Below are 19,007 nucleotides of genomic sequence, written 5' to 3' on the forward strand. Positions count from 1 at the left end.
CGAAGGGCTGACCTGGCATGGCACAGAGCGAAAACAACGAGGACAAGCTCCGCGAGTACCTCAAGCGCGTCACCACGGACCTGCGGCACACCCGCCGCCAGTTGACCGATCTGGAGAGCCGCGCGCACGAGCCGATCGCCATCGTCGCGACCGCCTGCCGGATGCCCGGCGGCGTGGACACCCCCGAGGGCCTGTGGCAGCTGGTGACCGACGGCGTCGACACCGTCTCCGGGCTGCCCACCGACCGCGGCTGGGACATCGAGGGAAGCTACGATCCGGACCCCGAGCGGCGCGGCACCACCTATGTGCGTGAGGGCGCCTTCCTGCACGAGGCCGCCGAGTTCGACGCCGGCTTCTTCGAGATCTCGCCGCGCGAGGCGCTCGCCATGGACCCGCAGCAGCGGCTCCTCCTGGAGACGACCTGGGAGGCCTTCGAGCGGGCGGGCATCGACCCCACCGGCCTGCGCGGCAGCGACACGGGCGTCTTCGTCGGCGCGAGCAACCAGGCCTACGCCATCGACGGCACCCACGCCCCCGAGGGCGTCGAGGGCCACCTCCTCACCGGCGGTTCGGCCGCCGTCCTCTCCGGCCGGGTCGCCTACAACTTCGGCTTCGAGGGCCCGGCCGTCAGCCTCGACACCATGTGCTCCTCCTCGCTGGTGGCGCTGCACCTCGCGGTCCGCGCCCTGCGCGGGGGCGAGTGCGGCATGGCCGTCGTGGGCGGCGCCACCGTGATGGCGACCCTGCGCAACTTCGTGGAGTTCAGCCGTCAGCGGGGGCTCGCGGCCGACGGCCGCTGCAAGCCCTTCGCCGCCGACGCGGACGGCACCGGCTGGGGCGAGGGCGTCGGCGTACTGCTGCTGGAGCGGCTCTCGGACGCGCGGGCGAACGGGCACCGGGTGCTCGCGGTGGTCCGTGGCTCCGCCATCAATCAGGACGGCGCCTCCAACGGGCTGACCGCCCCCAACGGCCCCTCGCAGCAGCGGGTCATCCGCGCCGCCCTCGCCGACGCCGGGGTCTCCCCGTCCGAGGTGGACGTGGTGGAGGCGCACGGTACGGGGACCAAGCTCGGCGACCCGATCGAGGCGCAGGCGCTGCTCGCGACGTACGGCCGGGAGCGGGACCCGGAGCAGCCGCTGTGGCTGGGTTCGGTGAAGTCCAACATCGGTCACACCCAGGCCGCTTCGGGCGTCGCCGGGGTCATCAAGATGGTGGAGGCGCTGCGGCACGGACTCCTGCCCAAGTCCCTGCACGCGGAGGAGGCCAGCCCGCACGTCGACTGGTCCGACGGCACCCTGCGCCTGCTCACCGAGGCTGTCGCCTGGCCGGAGTCCGGACGCTCCCGCCGGGCGGCCGTCTCCTCCTTCGGCGGCAGCGGCACCAACGCGCACCTCATCCTCGAACAGGCCGAGGAGCCCGAACACGACGCGGAAGACGGGGAGTTGGGGACGGAAGAGTCTCCCGCCCCGGCCGCGGCGGCCCCCGGCCCCCTGCCGTGGGTGCTCTCGGCGCGCTCCGAGGCAGCCCTGCGCGCCCAGGCCGAACGCCTCGCCGGCCGTGTCGAGGAGACCGGTGCCTCCGCCGTCGACGTGGCGCACCACCTGGTGAACGGGCGCGCCGCGCTGGAGGAGCGCGCCGTCGTCGTGGGCAAGGACACCTCGGAACTGCTCACCGGCCTGCGCGCCCTCGCCGCCTCGGGCTCCGGCGCCGCGGTCGTCCGGGCCACCGCCGAGAACCCCGGGGAGGCGGCGGAGCCCGTCTTCGTGTTCCCGGGTCAGGGTGCCCAATGGGTGGGCATGGCGGTGGAGTTGCTGGATTCCTCGCCGGTTTTCGCTGAGCGTTTCGGTGAGTGTGCGGCGGCGCTGGATGAGTTCGTGGAGTGGTCGCTGTTCGATGTGGTGCGGGGTGCCGAGGGTGCGCCGGGCTTCGATCGGGTGGATGTGGTGCAGCCTGCTCTGTGGGCGGTGATGGTGTCCCTCGCTGCTCTGTGGGAGTCGTACGGTGTGCGCCCGGCCGCCGTGGTGGGCCATTCCCAGGGTGAGATCGCTGCCGCGTGTGTCGCCGGGGCGTTGAGCCTGACGGACGGGGCCCGGGTGGTGGCGCTGCGCAGTCGGGCGTTGACCTCTCTCGCTGGTCGTGGCGGGATGGTGTCGGTTGCGGTGGATCGCGCGAAGGCCGAGGAGTTGGCGGGGCGTTGGCCGGGTCGTGTCTCGGTTGCGGCGTTGAACGGTCCGTCCTCGACGGTGGTGTCCGGTGATGCGGATGCGCTGGACGAGCTGATGGACATGGCCGAGTCCTTGGATGTACGGGCGCGTCGGATCGAGGTGGATTACGCCTCGCATTCGGCTCATGTGGACGCCATTGAGGAGGAGTTGGCGCGGCTTCTCGCACCTGTGGTGGCCCGGGAACCCGAGGTGCCGTTCTTGTCGACGGTGACCGGGGAGTGGGTCAACTCGGGCGAGACGGAAGGGAGTTACTGGTTCCGTAATCTGCGCAGCCGTGTGCAGTTGGAGCCGGTGGTGCGCGCCCTCGTCGAGGAGGGCCATGGCGTCTTCGTCGAGGTGAGTCCGCACCCGGTGCTCGCTGTCCCGGTCGGCGAGACGATCGAGGCTGTCGGCGTCGAGGGCGCCGTGGTGGGTTCGCTGCGCCGGGACCAGGGTGGTCTGGAGCGGATGTACGCCTCGCTCGGTGAGGCGTGGGCGCACGGTGTCGAGGTCGACTGGTCTCCCGTCTTCGCCGGGCAGTCCCCGGGGCCGATCGATCTGCCGACGTATGCCTTCCAGCGGCAGCGGTACTGGCTGGAGTCCGCGAAGGCAGGCGGGGCGGCGGACCCCGTCGAGGAGGCGTTCTGGCGGACCGTCGAGGAAGGGGACCTGGGAAGCTTCGCCCGGACACTCGGTCTGGCGGAAGTGGACGGGCTCGACGGCGTGCTGCCCGCGCTCGCGCAGTGGCGCCGCGGCCGACGGGAACGGGCGGCGCTGGACGGCTGGCGCTACCGGATCACCTGGCGCGACCACGGACTGCCCGCCTCCGGGACACTGTCCGGCAGTTGGCTCCTCCTCGCCCCGCAGGAGCACCGGGAGTCGGAGCTGGTCGAGTCGGTCGCGGCGGCGCTGGCCGCGGCGGGGGCCGACCCGGTGACCCTCGGTCTGGCCGCGGACGAACTGGACCGCGCGGACCTCGGGGGCCGTCTGACGTCGGCCGTCGCGGACCCCGGGCAGGTCGCGGGCGTCGTTTCCCTGCTTGCTCTCGACGAACGCACGGCCCCCGCGCACGAGGGCGCCACCGTCGGCATGACCACCTCGCTGGTATTGCTCCAGGCCCTGCTCGACAGCGGCATCGACGCCCGTACCTTCTTCCTCACCAGCGAGGCCGTCACCACGGGCACGGACGAGGACCCCGTACGCCGTCCGCTGCAGGCCGCGCTGTGGGGCCTCGGCCGGGTCGCCGCCCTCGAACTCCCGCGGCAGTGGGGCGGGTTGGTCGACCTGCCCGGCACCCTCGACGCGGACAGCGCGCGCACGCTGTGCGCCGTGCTGGCCGGTGACGGCACGGAGGACCAGATCGCCGTCCGCGGCGGCGCCGCCCGGATCCGCAGGCTCGTCCGCGCCCCGCTCGCCGGACGTACGGCGCCGAGGGCCTGGCGGACCTCGGGCGCCGCGCTGGTGACCGGCGGCACCGGCGGCCTGGGTGCGCACGCCGCCCGGCTGCTCGCCCGCAACGGCGCCGAGCACCTGGTGCTCACCAGCCGCCACGGCGATCAGGCGCCCGGCGCCGCCGAGTTGGCGGCGGAGCTGTCCGCCCTGGGCTGCCGGGTCACCCTCGCCGCCTGCGACGTCGCCGACCGCGAGGCCCTCACCCGCCTGGTGCGGGAGGTCGAGTCGGACGGGCCCGCCATCCGCAGCGTCGTGCACACCGCGGGCGTGGGCATGCTCGCGCCGCTGGCCGACACCGACCTCGACTTCTTCGCGGAGGGCGCCAGGGCCAAGCTCCTGGGCGCCCGCAACCTCGACGCGCTCTTCGACCACGACCGGCTGGACGCCTTCGTCCTGTACTCCTCCGTCGCCGGCACCTGGGGCAGCGGCGACCACGGCGCCTACTCGGCGTCCAACGCCTATGTCGACGCCCTCGCCGAGCACCGGCGGGCCCGCGGCCTCACCGGCGTCTCCCTCGCCTGGGGCATCTGGAGCCCCGAGGGCGGCGGCATGGCCGTCAACGTCGTACGGGAGCAACTGCGCTGGCGGGGCATCCCGTTCATGGACGCCCGGCTCGCCGTCGACGGGCTCCAGCAGGCCCTCGACCACGACGAGACGATCCTCGCGATCGCGGACATCGACTGGGAGCGCTTCGTCCCGGTCTTCACTGCCGCCCACCCCCGGCCGCTGCTGCACGAGGTCCCCGAGGTCGCCGCGGTCCTCGCGGAGGCCGCGGAGGCAGCGGCGCCCGCCGCCGACCGCGCCGGAGGCCTGCGCGCCGAACTCGCCCCGCTGGGCGCCGCCGAACGCGACCGGACCCTGACCGAGCTGGTCCGCACCGAGGTGGCCGCCGCGCTCGGCTACACCGACAGCGGCGAGATCTCCGTCAGCCGCGCCTTCCGGGAACTCGGATTCGACTCGCTCACCGCCGTCGAACTGCGCAACCGGCTCAACACGGCCACCGGGCTCGCCCTCCCCGCCACCATCGTCTTCGACCACCCGAACGTCCGCGAACTCGCCGCGCACCTGGCCCACTTGCTGCTCGGCGACACCGCCGCGGAACCGGCACCGGCGGCGCCCGCCGTGCGCGCCTCGCACGAGGACGAGCCCATCGCGATCGTCTCCATGGGCTGCCGCTTCCCGGGCGGCGTACGCAGCCCCGAGGAGTTCTGGCAGCTCGTCCTCGACGAGTCCGACGCGATCACCGGGCTGCCGGAGGACCGCGGCTGGAACCTCGACACCCTCTACGACCCGGACCCCGACCGGGCCGGCACCACCTATGCCCGCGAGGGCGGATTCCTGCACGACGCGGCCGAGTTCGACGCCGGTTTCTTCGGGATCTCGCCCCGTGAGGCCCTGGCGATGGACCCGCAGCAGCGCCTGCTCCTCGAAACCTCCTGGGAGACCCTGGAGCGCGCCGGAATCGCCCCCGACACCCTGCGCGGCAGCGACACCGGCGTCTTCCTCGGCGTCTCCCACCAGGGCTACGGGGCCCGGGGCGAGATCCCCGAGGGACTTGAGGGCCACCTGATCACCGGTACCGTCACCAGCATCGCCTCCGGCCGGGTCTCCTACACGCTGGGGCTCGAAGGCCCCGCCGTGACCATGGACACCGGCTGCTCCTCCGCCCTGGTCGCCCTGCACACGGCCCTGCGCTCGCTGCGCTCGGGCGAGTGCTCCCTCGCGCTGACCGGCGGCGCCGCGGTGATGGGCGAGCCCATCGGCCTGGTCGGCTTCAGCCGCCAGCGCGGCCTCGCCGAGGACGGCCGCTGCAAGCCCTTCGCCGCCGGAGCCGACGGCATGGGCATGGCCGAAGGCGTCGGCATGGTGCTCCTGGAGCGCCTGTCGGACGCGCGGGCGAACGGGCACCGGGTGCTCGCGGTGGTCCGCGGTTCCGCGATCAACCAGGACGGCGCCTCCAACGGCCTCACCGCCCCGAGCGGCCCCTCGCAGCAGCGGGTCATCCGCGCCGCTCTCGCCGACGCGGGCGTCGCGGCCTCCGAGGTGGACGTGGTGGAGGCGCACGGTACGGGCACCAAGCTGGGCGACCCGATCGAGGCGCAGGCGCTCCTTGCCACGTACGGCCGGGAACACGGTGCCGAGAACCCGCTCTGGCTGGGCTCGGTGAAGTCCAACATCGGCCACACCCAGGCCGCTTCGGGCATGGCGGGCCTGATCAAGATGGTCCAGGCGATGCAGGCGGGGATCCTGCCCCGGTCCCTGCACGCCGAGGAGATCTCCCCCTTCGTGGACTGGTCCACCGGCCATGTCGCCCTGCTCGACCGGGCCCGCCCCTGGGAGCGCACGGACCGCCCGTACCGGGCCGCCGTCTCCTCCTTCGGTGTCAGCGGCACCAACGCGCACCTCATCCTCGAAGAGGCCGAACCGCAGGAGGCGACCCCGGCACCCGCCGCCCGGCAGGAGCGGACCCTCGTACCGTGGGTGCTCTCGGCCCGCACCGAGGGCGCCCTGCGCGCCCAGGCGGAGCGGCTCGCCGACTGGGCGCAGGAGACGGAGGCGGCCCCGGCCGACATCGCCCACGCCCTCCTGAACGAGCGCGGTGCGCTGGAGGAGCGCGCGGTGATCGTCGGCGACGACCGCGCCGAACTCCTCGCGGCCGTACGCGCCTTGGCCGCCGGAACCCCCGCACCCGAGGTGTCCCGGGGCAGCACCGCCAACCCGGGCGACCCCGCCTCCCCGGTGTTCGTGTTCCCGGGTCAGGGTGCTCAATGGGCCGGTATGGCTGTGGAGTTGCTGGATTCTTCGCCGGTTTTCGCTGAGCGTTTCGGTGAATGTGCGCTGGCGCTGGATGAGTTCGTGGAGTGGTCGCTGTTCGATGTGGTGCGGGGTGTGGAGGGTGCGCCGGGCTTCGATCGGGTGGATGTGGTGCAGCCTGCGTTGTGGGCGGTGATGGTGTCGCTGGCCGCGCTGTGGGAGTCGTACGGTGTGCGGCCTGCTGCGGTGGTGGGCCATTCGCAGGGTGAGATTGCCGCTGCCTGTGTGGCCGGTGCGTTGAGTCTGGTGGACGGGGCGCGGGTGGTGGCGTTGCGCAGTCGGGCGCTGTCCCCGTTGGCCGGTCGTGGTGGGATGGTGTCGGTCGCTCTGGGCAGTGGTGCGGTCGAGGATCTGGTGGGGCGTTGGGGTACCCGGCTGTCCGTGGCGGCGGTCAACGGCCCGTCCTCGACCGTCGTCTCCGGTGACGTCGGCGCCTTGGACGAACTGATGGGCGTCGCCGACTCCCTGGGTGTACGGGCCCGCCGGATCGACGTCGACTACGCCTCGCACTCGGTGCACGTCGACGAACTCCAAGACGAGCTGGCCGAGTTGCTGGCCCCCGTCGTCGCCAGGACCCCGGAGGTCCCCTTCTTCTCGACGGTCACCGGCGAGTGGGTCACCACCGCGGAGACGGACGGGAGCTACTGGTTCCGCAACCTGCGGGGCCGGGTGCTCCTGGAGCCGGTGGTCCGCGCCCTGGCGGGTGCCGGGCACGGGGTGTTCGTCGAGATCAGCCCGCACCCGGTGCTCGCCGTGCCGGTGGGCGAGACCCTGGAGGCCGCCGGCGGCGAGGCCGCGGTGATCGGTTCGCTGCGCCGCGGCGACGGCGGACCGGCGCGCATGTACTCCTCGCTCGGCGAGGCGTGGGCCCGCGGGGTCGGCGTCGACTGGTCCCCGGTCTTCGCGGACCTCTCCGCGCGCCGGGTCGACCTGCCCACGTACGCCTTCCAGCGGCAGCACTACTGGCTGCCCTCGGCGGAGCCGGGGACCGCGGCCGACGGCGGCGCGGAGGCCGGGACGTCCACCCTGGACGAGGAGTTCTGGGCCTCGGTCGAGAACAACGACGTCGACTCGCTCGCCCAGACCCTCGGCATGGAGGACGTGCGCTCGCTCGGCGACATCGTGCCCGCGCTGTCCTCCTGGCGGCGGGAGCGGATGAACCGCTCGACCCTGGACCGCTGGCGCTACCGGGTCGCCTGGCAGCCCCGCGCCGACCTGCCCGCCGACGCCGACAGCCTGCACGGCACCTGGCTCGTCCTCGCCCCGCGCGGCCACGAGGACACCCCGCTGGTCCGCGAGGTCCTCGCCGCCGTCGCCGCACGGGCACCGGAGGCCCGCCTCGTGGTGGCCGGTGAACCGGAGGCCGAGCGGGAGCGCATGGCGGAGCTGCTGCGCCTGAGCGCCGAGGGCGAGCAGGAGATCGGCGGCGTCCTGTCCCTGCTGTCGCTCGACGAGTCCCCGTGGTCGCCCGAGGCCCTGCTGCCCACCGGCTTCGTCCTCATGACCGCCCTGCTCCAGGCCCTCGGCGACGCCCGGGTCGACGCCGCCCTGTGGTGCGCCACCCGGGGCGCCGTCTCCGTACGGCGCACCGACGTACTGGGCAGCCCCCTCCAGGCCATGAGCTGGGGACTCGGCCGGATCGCGGCCATGGAGTACCCGCAGCGCTGGGGCGGCCTCGTCGACCTGCCCGAGACGGTCGACGCGCGCGCCGGGCGCCGCCTGGTCGCCGCGCTGTCCGGCGCGCTGGAGGAGGACCACGTCGCCCTGCGCCAGGCCGGGATACTCGCCCGGCGCCTGGTACGCGCCGGAGAGGGACCGCGTCCCGACGGCGTCTGGCAGCCGCGGGGCACCGTCCTCGTCACCGGCGGCACCGGCGGCCTGGGCGCCCATGTCGCCCGCTGGCTCGCCCGGACCGGCGCCGAGCACCTGGTCCTCGCCTCCCGCCGCGGCCCCGACGCCCCCGGAGCGGAGGAACTCCTCGCCGAACTCACCGGCCTCGGCACCCCGGCGACGGCGGTCGCCTGCGATGTCTCCGACCCGGAGGCGGTCCGCGCGCTCCTCGCCGGACTCCCCGGCGAGACGCCCCTGACCGCGGTCGTGCACACCGCCGGGATCATCGACGACGGCGTCATCGACAGCCTCACCCCGCAGCGCGCGCACGCCGTCATGCGGCCCAAGGCCGACGCCGCGCTCGTCCTCGACGCCGCGACCCGCGGCCTCGACCTGGACGCCTTCGTCCTCTTCTCCTCGATGGCCGGCACCCTCGGCGGCTCCGGCCAGGGCAGCTACGCGGCCGCCAACGCCTTCCTCGACGCGCTGGCCGCCCGCCGCCGCGCCGAGGGCCTGCCCGCCACCTCGATCGGCTGGGGGACCTGGGGAGGCGGCGGCATGGTCAGCGCGGAGGTCGCCGAACAGCTGCGCCGCAACGGCGTCCCGCCGATGGACCCCGAACTGGCCATCGCCTCCCTGCAGAAGGCGCTCGACCAGGACGAGGAGTTCCTCGTCGTCGCCGACGTCGACTGGAAGCTCATCACGGCACGGGCCTTCGCCGCGCTGCGCGAGTTCCCCGAGGCCCGCAGGGCGGCCGCGCCGGAGCAGGCCGACAAGGAAGCCGACCACGCCGACGGGCCGCCGCTGATCCGGCGCCTCGCGGCGATGGCGCCCGAGGAGCGGCGCAGCGCGCTGCTCACCGAGATCCGCACCCAGGCGGCCTCCGTGCTCGGCCACCCCGACACCGAGGCGGTCCCCCCGGGCCGCGCCTTCCGCGACCTCGGCTTCGACTCGCTCACCGCGGTCGAACTGCGCAACCGCTTCGCCGAGATGACCGGCCTGCGGCTGCCCGTCACCCTCGTCTTCGACCACCCCTCGGCCGCCGCCCTCACGGCGCACCTCGACGCGGAACTCTTCGCGACCGGGGACGCGGCCCGGGGTGCGGAGACCCTGCCCACCCGGTCGGTCGACGACGACCCCGTGGTGATCGTCGGCATGAGCTGCCGCTTCCCCGGCGGCGTCACCTCCCCCGAGGAACTCTGGCGCCTGGTCACCGAAGGCACCGACGCCATCAGCCCGTTCCCGGAGGACCGCGGCTGGGACGTGGAGAACCTCTACGACCCCGACCCGGAGCGCCTCGGCCACTCCTACGCCCGGCACGGCGGCTTCCTGCACGACGCCGACCGCTTCGACCCCGCCTTCTTCGGCATCTCGCCGAGGGAAGCCGTGGCCATCGACCCGCAGCACCGGCTGCTCCTGGAGACCTCCTGGGAGGCCTTCGAACGCGCCGGTATCGACCCGGAGCAGATCCGCGGCGCCCAGGCCGGTGTCTTCGTCGGCTCCAACTACAACGACTACGGGAGCCGCGCGGCCCAGGCACCCGAAGGACTGGAGGGCTATCTGGCCACCGGCAGCGCCGGCAGCGTCGCCTCCGGCCGGATCGCCTACACCTTCGGTCTCGAAGGCCCGGCGGTCACCGTCGACACCGCCTGCTCCTCCTCCCTGGTGGCCCTGCACCTCGCCGTGCAGGCCCTGCGCTCCGGGGAGTGCGAACTCGCCCTGGCCGGCGGGGTCACGGTGATCTCCACCCCGGACACCTTCGTCGAGTTCAGCCGCCAGCGGGCGCTGTCCCCCGACGGCCGCTGCAAGCCCTTCGCCGCGGAGGCGGACGGCGCGGGCTGGGCCGAGGGCGTCGGCCTGCTGCTCCTGGAACGGCTCTCGGACGCCCGGCGCAGGGGACACACCGTGCTGGCCACCGTCGCGGGCTCGGCCGTCAACCAGGACGGTGCCTCCAACGGCCTGACCGCGCCGAGCGGTCCGGCCCAGCAGCGGGTGATCCGGCAGGCGCTCGCCTCGGCCGGTCTGTCTCCCTCGGACGTGGACGCGGTGGAGGCGCACGGCACCGGCACCACCCTGGGCGACCCGATCGAGGCGGGCGCCCTGCTCGCCACGTACGGCACCGATCGCCCCGAGGACCGGCCGCTGTGGCTCGGCGCCCTGAAGTCCAACATCGGCCACACCCAGGCCGCTTCGGGTGTCGCCGGAGTCATCAAGATGGTGATGGCGATGCGGCACGGCACCCTGCCGCGCACCCTGCACGCCGAGAACCCCTCCCCGCACATCGACTGGTCCTCCGGCGCGGTACGTCTGCTGCACGAGGAGCAGAGCTGGGCGCCGGGCGCCGGGCCGCGCCGGGCGGGGGTCTCCTCCTTCGGCGTCAGCGGCACCAACGCCCATGTCATCCTCCAGGAGGCCGCCCCCGTGGCGGAGGCGGAACCGGCGGCCCCGGCGTCCGCGGGCGGCGCTGTCCTGCCGTGGCTGCTGTCCGCCCGGGGCGAGGACGCCCTGCGCGCCCAGGCCCGCCGGCTGCTCGACCACCTCGCCGCGGCGCCGGACGCCGCCCCCGCCGACCTCGCGCTGAGCCTGGCCACCGCCCGCGCCCACCTGGACGACCGGGCGGCGATCCTGCCCGCCGAGGCCGAGGCCGACGCGGACGCCGACACCGGGAGCCTCACCGAGGCCCTGGCCGCGCTCGCCGAGGGCCGCGAACACCCGCGCCTCGCCACCGGCCGCGCCCGCGGTGGCAAGACCGCCTTCCTCTTCTCCGGACAGGGTGCCCAGCACGCGGGCACCGGCCGCGCCCTCTACGCGACCTACGAGGCCTTCGCCGACGCGCTCGACGCGGTCTGCCTCCACCTGGACGAGCACCTCGAAGTCCCCCTGCGGGACGTCCTGTTCGCGGAGCCCGGCACACCGGAGGCGGCCCTCCTGGACCGCACGGCCCACACCCAGGCCGGACTCTTCGCCTTCCAAGTCGCCCTCTACCGGCTGCTGGAGAGCCTCGGCGTGCGCCCCGACGTCCTCCTCGGCCACTCGGTCGGCGAGATCGCGGTCGCCCATGTGACCGGGGTCCTCGGCCTGGAGGACGCCTGCCGCCTGGTCGCCGTCCGCGGCCGGCTCATGGGCGAACTGCCCGAGGGAGGCGCCATGGTCTCCGTCCGGGCGAGCGAGGAGGAGGTACGCGCCCACCTCGGTGCCCACGCCGACCGGGTGTCGGTCGCCGCCCTCAACGGCCCCACCGGCACGGTGATTTCGGGCGACGAGGCGAGCGTGCTCAAGGTCGCCGAAGCAACAGGCGCGAAAACCAGGCGACTTCGCGTCTCCCACGCCTTCCACTCGCACCGCATGGACGGCATGCTCGCCGACTTCGCCCAGAGCATCGGCGAACTGCCGCACGCGGCCCCCGAGTTGCCCGTCGTCTCCACCGTCACCGGGCGGCCCGTCACGGCCGGGGAACCCTTCGACCCCGCCTACTGGACCCGCCAGGTCCGCGAGGCCGTCCGCTTCGGCGAGGGCGTACGCACCCTGGAGGAACAGGGCGTGACGACCTACGTGGAGATCGGACCCGGCGGTGTGCTCACCGCGCTCGCCGGGGACTGCGTGGAGCAGGAGGCCACCCTGGTGCCCGTGGTGCGCCGCGACACCGAGGAGACGTACTCCCTGGCCCAGGCGCTGACCCGGCTGCATCTAAGCGGCCACGGGGTCGACTGGCCCGCCCTGTTCGCGCACTCCGGCGCCCGCCGCGTCGACCTGCCCACGTACGCCTTCCAGCGCCGCCGCTACTGGCTGGAGGCCACCGGTTCCGGCCGGGAGGCCGCCCGGGCGGGCCTGGAGACGCTGCGCCACCCGCTCCTGACCGCGGCCGTGCCGCTGGCCGGCCAGGACGGTGTCCTGCTCACCGGCACCGTCGGGGTGGACACCCGCCCCTGGCTCGCCGACCACGCCCTCGCCGACCGGATCCTCTTCCCCGCCACCGCCTTCCTGGAGCTCGCGGCACAGGCCCGCGCCCACGTCGGGGCGGCCCGGATCGCCGACCTCACCCTGGAGAGCCCGCTCCAACTCCCGGAGACCGGCGCCGTCCAGCTCCAGGTCGCGGTCGGCGCCCCCGACGCGGCGGGTGAACGGCGCCTGACCGTCCACTCCCGGCCCGCGGGCGCGCAGGAGTGGACCCGGCACGCCGAGGGCACCCTCGCCGACACCGCCCCGGCTCCCGAGCCCGGCCCCGCGGCCTGGCCGCCCGCCGGAGCGGAGGAACTCGACGTCTCCGGCCTGTACGAGGGCATCGCCGCCAAGGGCTTCCCCTACGGCCCCGCCTTCCGCGGACTGCGCGCCGCCTGGCGGCAGGGCACCACGGTGCACGCCGAGATCGTCCCCGAGGACGGCGAAGTCCTCGAAGAGGCCGGGCAGTTCGGCATCCACCCGGCCCTGCTCGACGCCGCCCTGCACACCGTCGCGCTGGCGGTCGCCGAGGACACCGGACCCGTGGTGCCCTTCGCCTTCAGCGACGTCACCCTGCACGCCGAGGGCCCGGGCACCCTGCGGGTCAGCCTGACCCCCGAGGGCGAACACACCTACGCGGTACGGCTCTTCGACAGCGCCGGAGCCCCGGTGGCCGACCTCGGCCGGCTCGGCCTGCGCCCCGTGGACACCAGCGCGCTCGCCCCGGCCGCGGGCGCCGGACACCTCCACGAGGTGCGGTGGGTGCCCTCCGCCGAGGCCGAAGCGCAGGCCCCGGCCGGGCCGCTGTGCCTGATCGGCGCCGAGCCCGGCGCGCTCCCGCTGCCCGCGAGCCCGGGGGCCGACCACCACACGGACCTCGCGGAACTGCTGCACAGCGCCGCAGAGGACGGTGTCCCCGCCACGGTCCTCGCCGCCGTCCCGGCCACCGCGCCGGGCGACAGCGCGGACGCCACCCGCGAGGCCCTGGCGTACGCCCTGCGACTGGTCACCGACTGGCTCGCCGAGGACGCCTTCACCGCCTCCCGGCTCGTGCTCCTGACCCGCGCGGCGGTCGCCACCGGCGACGGGGCGGCGGCCCGCGGCATCGACCCGGTCCAGGCCGCGGTCTGGGGGCTGCTGCGGTCCGCGCGGACCGAGAACCCCGGCCGCTTCGCCCTGATCGACCACGACGGAACCGCCGCCTCCCTGGCCCGGCTGCCGCAGGTGCTCGCGGGCGGCGCGCCCGAGACCGCGCTGCGCGAGGGCAGGGCGCTCGCCCCGCGCCTGGTCCGCACCGGAGCACCCGCACGCGAGGAGGCCCTGGACCTGTCCGGCCCGGGCACCGTCCTCGTCACCGGCGCGGGCGGCGTCCTCGGCATGCAGGTGGCCCGCCACCTCGCCGCCGTCCACGGCTGCCGCTCGCTGCTCCTCGCCGGACGGCGCGGCGCACACACCGAGGGCATGGCCGAACTGTGCGAGGAGCTGCGCGACGCGGGCGCCGAGGTCACGGTCGCCGCCTGCGACGTCGCCGACCGGGACGCCCTCACCGCCCTCCTCGACGGCATTCCCGCCGAGCGCCCCCTCACCGCGGTGGTGCACACCGCCGGGGTGCTCGACGACGGCGTCGTGCAGTCGCTCACCCCCGAGCGCCTGGCGGCGGTGCTGCGGGCGAAGGCCGACGCCGCGCTGCTCCTGGAGGAGACCACCCGCGGCACCGGCGCCGCACTCGTCCTGTTCTCCTCGCTCGCCGGCACCTTCGGCGGCGCGGGCCAGGCCAACTACGCCGCCGCCAACGCCTTCCTCGACGCCTTCGCCCACCGGAGCCGCGCCGAGGGCCGCCGGGTGCAGTCCCTCGCCTGGGGGCTGTGGGCCGAACGCAGCGGCATGACCGGCAAGTTGGACGAGACGGACCTGCGCAGGGTCGCCCGCGGCGGCATCCGCCCCCTGGAGACCGCCGAGGCGCTCGCCCTGTTCGACGCGGCCCTGCGGCGGCCCGAGGCCGTCCTCGCACCCGCCCTGCTCGACCTCGCCTCGCTGCGCGGCGCCGACGGGACCGTACCCGAGCTGGTACGCGAACTGCTGCCCGCCCGGCAGCGGCGCACCGCGTCCGGCAGGGCGCAGGGCGGCGCACCGGCGCAGCAGGCCGAACTCCTCAGCCGCCTCGCCCGCCTGGACGCCGAACAGCGGCCGGCCGCCGTCCTGGACGCGGTCCTCGACCAGGCCGCCCTGGTCCTCGGCCACGACAGCCCCGACACCCTCGACCCCGACCGCGGCTTCCTCGACATCGGCTTCGACTCGCTGACCGTCGTCGAACTCCGCAACCGGCTCAGCGTCCTGACCGGCGTACGGCTGCCCGCGACGCTGATCTTCGACCACCCGTCCCCGCAGCGCCTCGCCGACCACCTGCTGGACCGGACGGCGGCCGCGGCGAAGCCCGCGCCATCCGCCGCACCGGCCACCGGCACGCCCTCGATCCTGACCCGACTCGACTCCCTGGAGGGCGAGTTCCAGGAGGCGATCGCCGACGCACGGGCCCACGAGGGACTGCGCACCCGGCTGCGGCAGCTGCTCGAACGCCTCGACCGGGTCGAGATTCCCGCGCAGCCCACCGGCGCCGGCGCCGAGGAGGAGGTGTCCGACGAGGAGCTGCGCGCCTTCCTCGACGGCGAACTCGGCGAATCCTGACCGGGATGCGCCCCGGTGCCACCGCGCCGGGGCGCACCCGCCCCCACCGGTCGCCCGGCTCCCGCCGGACACCACCCGCTCCGCCCGGCCGCGCTCCCGCCAGGGAGCCCGGCCGCCCCACCTCTGCCCCCTGGAGGCAACAGTGAAGGCTCTCGTGCTCGCGGGAGGAACCGGTACGCGACTGCGGCCGATCACCCATACGTCCAGCAAACAACTGGTGCCGGTCGCCAACAAACCCATCCTCTTCTACGGCCTCGAAGCCATCGCCGCCGCCGGGATCACCGAGGTCGGCGTCATCGTCGGCAGCACCGCGGCGGAGATCGAGGCCGCCGTCGGGGACGGCTCGGACTTCGGCGTCCGCGTCACCTACATCCCGCAGAGCGAACCCCTCGGCCTCGCGCACGCCGTCCTCGTCGCCCGGCCCTTCCTCGGCGACGACGACTTCGTGATGTACCTCGGCGACAACTTCGTCCTCGACGGCATCAGCGATGTGGTCGACGAGTTCCGCAAGGAGCCCTGCGACGCCCAGATCCTCCTCACCCGGGTCCCCGACCCCACGGCCTTCGGCGTCGCCACCACCGACGAGCACGGCAACGTCCTCGGCCTGGAGGAGAAGCCCAGCAGGCCCCGCAGCGACCTCGCCGTCGCGGGCGTCTACCTCTTCACCCCCGCCGTCCACGAGGCCATCGACCGCATCGAGCCCTCCGCCCGCGGCGAACTGGAGATCACCGACGCGCTGCAGAGCATGATCGACAAGCGCCTGACGGTCCGCTCCACCGTCATCCCCGGCTACTGGAAGGACACCGGCAACGTCACCGACATGCTGGAGGTCAACCGCACCCTCCTCGAACGGCTCCAGCCCTGCACCGAGGGCACCGTCGACGAGGAGAGCCAGATCGTCGGACGGGTCCGTATCGAGAAGGGCGCCGAGGTGCGGCGCTCGCGCATCGTCGGCCCCGCCATCATCGGCGCGGGCACCCTCGTCAGCGACTCCTACGTGGGCCCCTCCACCTCGGTCGCGGAGAACTGCCGCATCATCGGCAGCGAGATCGAGTTCTCCATCGTCCTGCGGGACTCCTCCTTCGACCGGGTCCGCCGGATCGAGGGCTCGCTGGTCGGACGCAATGTCTCGGTGAGCCTGGCGCCGCGGCTGCCCGCCACGCACCGCCTCGTCATCGGCGACCACGGGCAGGTCCAGATCTCGTCATGAGCACCGTCCGCCTCCTCGTCGTCACCGCCGTCCAGTCCGAACGCGACGCCGTCGCACGGGGGTTGGACCCCACCGCGCCGGCTCTGCCGCACCCCCTGCCCGGGCACGAGATGCTGCGCACCACGGGCGGGGGAGGACCCCACCCGCTGCACGCGGACCTCCTCGCCGCCGGAGTGGGCCCCGCCGCGGCGGCCGCCGCCACCGGCGCCGCCCTCACCGCCGCCGCCCTGCGCGAGCAGCCCTACGATCTGGTGATCACCGCCGGTATCGCCGGGGGCTTCGCCCCGGTCGCCCCGCTCGGATCCGTGGTGGTCGCCGACCGCGTCGTCGCCGCCGACCTCGGCGCGGAGTCCCCCGAGGGCTTCGTGGCCGTCGACGACCTCGGCTTCGGCCGCAGCAGCCACCCGTGCGCCCGCCATCTCGGCGCCGCCGTGGCCCGCGCGCTCGGCGCGGTGCATGCCCCGGTGCTGACCGTCTCCACCGTCACCGGCACCGCCGAACGCGCCCAGGCCCTGCGCACCCGCTACGAGGGCGCCGCCGCCGAGGCCATGGAGGGCTTCGGCGTCGCCGAGGCCGCCGCCGCGCACGGCGTCCCGCTGCTGGAGATCCGTACGGTCTCCAATCCGGTCGGCCCCCGCGACCGCGCCGCCTGGCGCATACCCGACGCCCTGTCCACGCTCTGCGACGCCTTCGGTGTCCTGCGCACCGTCCTCGACCGGGGCGCGCCGCCGCCCTACTCCTGAAGGCCCCGCGCGCCGCCCTCATCCCTGCCGAAAGCCCGTGTCCCGCACGGGCTTTCGGCGTTCCGGGCACCCCCGCGGACAGGGCCCCGCCTGCGCCGATGACACCCGCCGGGGATTTCCAAGGGTTTCCCCAGAGAACCCGGCCGGGTACCGAAAAGACCCCGCGTCGCGGGTCATGCTGTCCGAGCCGTACGAGGAAAGCAGCGGGCCGGACAGCACCGGTACGGCCCCGGGCTCCAGATGACAGCAGCGTTCCCTAAGCCGAACCGATCACCTGTGGGGGTAGTCCATGTCGAATGAGGCGCAGCTTCGGGACTTCCTCAAGAGGGTCACCCTCGACCTGCACGAGACCCGCCGCAAGCTGCGCCAGCTGGAGTCCCGCGAGCGCGAGCCGCTGGCCGTCGTCGGTCTCGGCTGCCGCCTCCCCGGCGAGGTGCGCGGCCCCGAGGACTTCTGGGAGCTGCTCTCCCTCGGCACCGACGCCGTCTCGGACTGGCCCGCCGACCGCGGCTGGCACCGCGGCCCCGTCGAGGGCGCCGAGGGCTCCCGGAAGCAGGCCGGCTTCGTCCATGACGCCCCCTGCTTCGACCCCGCCTTCTTCGGCATCTCGCCCCGCGAGGCCCTCGCCATGGACCCGCAGCAGCGCCTGCTGCTCGAAGTCGTCTGGGAGGCCCTGGAACACGCGGGCATCGACCCCACCGCACTGCGCGGCAGCCGCTCCGGCGTCTTCGTCGGCTGCAGCGACCAGGGCTACACCTCCGGTCTGCGCGAGGTCCCCGAGGACGTCCGCGGCCACCTGCTCACCGGCAACTCGATGTCCGTCCTGTCCGGGCGGGTGGCCTACACCCTCGGCCTCGAAGGCCCCGCCGTCACCGTGGACACTGCCTGCTCCTCCTCCCTGGTCGCCCTGCACCAGGCCGCCCAGTCGCTCCAGTCGGGCGAATGCTCCCTCGCCCTCGTCGGCGGTGTCACCGTGATGTCCGGCCCCGGCGCCTTCATCGAGTTCGGCGCCCAGGGCGGCCTCTCCTCCGACGGCCGCTGCAAGGCCTTCTCCGACGACGCCGACGGCACCGGCTGGGCCGAGGGCGCCGGAATCCTCGTCGTCGAGCGCCTCTCCGACGCCCGGCGCAACGGCCACCGGGTCCTGGCCGTGGTCCGCGGCTCCGCGGTCAACCAGGACGGTGCCTCCAACGGCCTCACCGCGCCCAACGGCCTCGCCCAGCAGCGCGTCATCCTCGCCGCACTCGCCAACGCCGGGGTGCCCGCCGCCGAGGTCGACGCCGTCGAAGCGCACGGCACCGGCACCTCGCTCGGCGACCCCATCGAGGCCGAGGCCCTGCTCGCCACCTACGGGCAGGGGCGCCCCGCCGAGCGCCCGCTGCTGCTCGGATCCGCGAAGTCGAACATCGGCCACACCCAGGCCGCCGCCGGTGCCGTCGGCGTCATCAAGGCCGTCCTCGCCCTGAACCACGGTGTCCTCCCGGCCACCCTCCACGCCGAACAGCCCTCCCGCCACGTCGACTGGTCGGCCGGTCACCTCCGGCTGCTCACCGAGGCCGCGCCGTGGCCCGAGGCCGACCACCCGCGGCGAGTCGGCGTCTCCGCCTTCGGTGTCTCCGGCACCAACGCCCACGCGATCATCGAACAGGCCCCGCCGGCACCCGACGAGGACGAGGAAGCCCCGGCCCCGCGCGCCGCACTGCCCGTCCTGCCCTGGGTACTGTCCGCCCGCGACGAGTCCGCCCTGCGCGCCCAGGCCAGCCGACTCCTGACCCACCTCACCGCCCACCCCGGCACCGACACCTACGACCTGGCCCACTCCCTGGCGACCACCCGCGCCGCCCTCCCGTTCCGCGCCGCCGTCCTCGGCACCGGGTCCGAGCTGCGCACCGGCCTCACCGCGCTCGCCACCGGCGATGCACACGAGACCGTGCTCACCGGCCAGGACCGCGGCGAGGGACGCACCGCTTTCCTGTTCGCGGGTCAGGGTGCTCAACGGCTGAGCATGGGGCGGGAGTTGTACGAGGCCTTCCCGGTGTTCGCGGAGGCTTTCGACGCGGTGTGCGCGTACATCCCCGGGTTGAGGGAGGTCGTCTTCGAGGGCGAGGACCCGGAGGTTCTGCGGCGTAC

3 protein-coding genes and 1 pseudogene are annotated in these 19,007 nt (G+C 74.6%); all 4 read left to right on the forward strand.

Features of this window, described 5'->3' with window-relative positions; genetic code table 11:
* Window positions 1-17 precede the first annotated feature (17 nt).
* Window positions 18-14,924 carry a type I polyketide synthase gene (locus HFV08_RS30515; RefSeq protein ID WP_168543806.1) on the forward strand — a complete coding sequence of 4,969 codons (14,907 nt, stop codon included), beginning with the start codon at window positions 18-20 and terminating at the stop codon, window positions 14,922-14,924.
* 142 nt (window positions 14,925-15,066) lie between these two features.
* Window positions 15,067-16,134, forward strand: coding sequence for a glucose-1-phosphate thymidylyltransferase (locus tag HFV08_RS30520; RefSeq protein WP_168543807.1), 1,068 nt, complete (start codon window positions 15,067-15,069; stop codon window positions 16,132-16,134).
* Window positions 16,131-16,877, forward strand: coding sequence for a futalosine hydrolase (locus HFV08_RS30525; protein WP_168543808.1), 747 nt, complete (start codon window positions 16,131-16,133; stop codon window positions 16,875-16,877). The genes HFV08_RS30520 and HFV08_RS30525 overlap by 4 nt, the downstream gene beginning before the upstream one ends.
* Window positions 16,878-17,169: 292 nt before the next feature.
* Window positions 17,170-19,007 (forward strand): annotated as a pseudogene (locus HFV08_RS30530) (type I polyketide synthase); the annotation flags it as partial.

The organism is Streptomyces physcomitrii, assembly GCF_012273655.1.
Classification (GTDB): domain Bacteria; phylum Actinomycetota; class Actinomycetes; order Streptomycetales; family Streptomycetaceae; genus Streptomyces; species Streptomyces physcomitrii.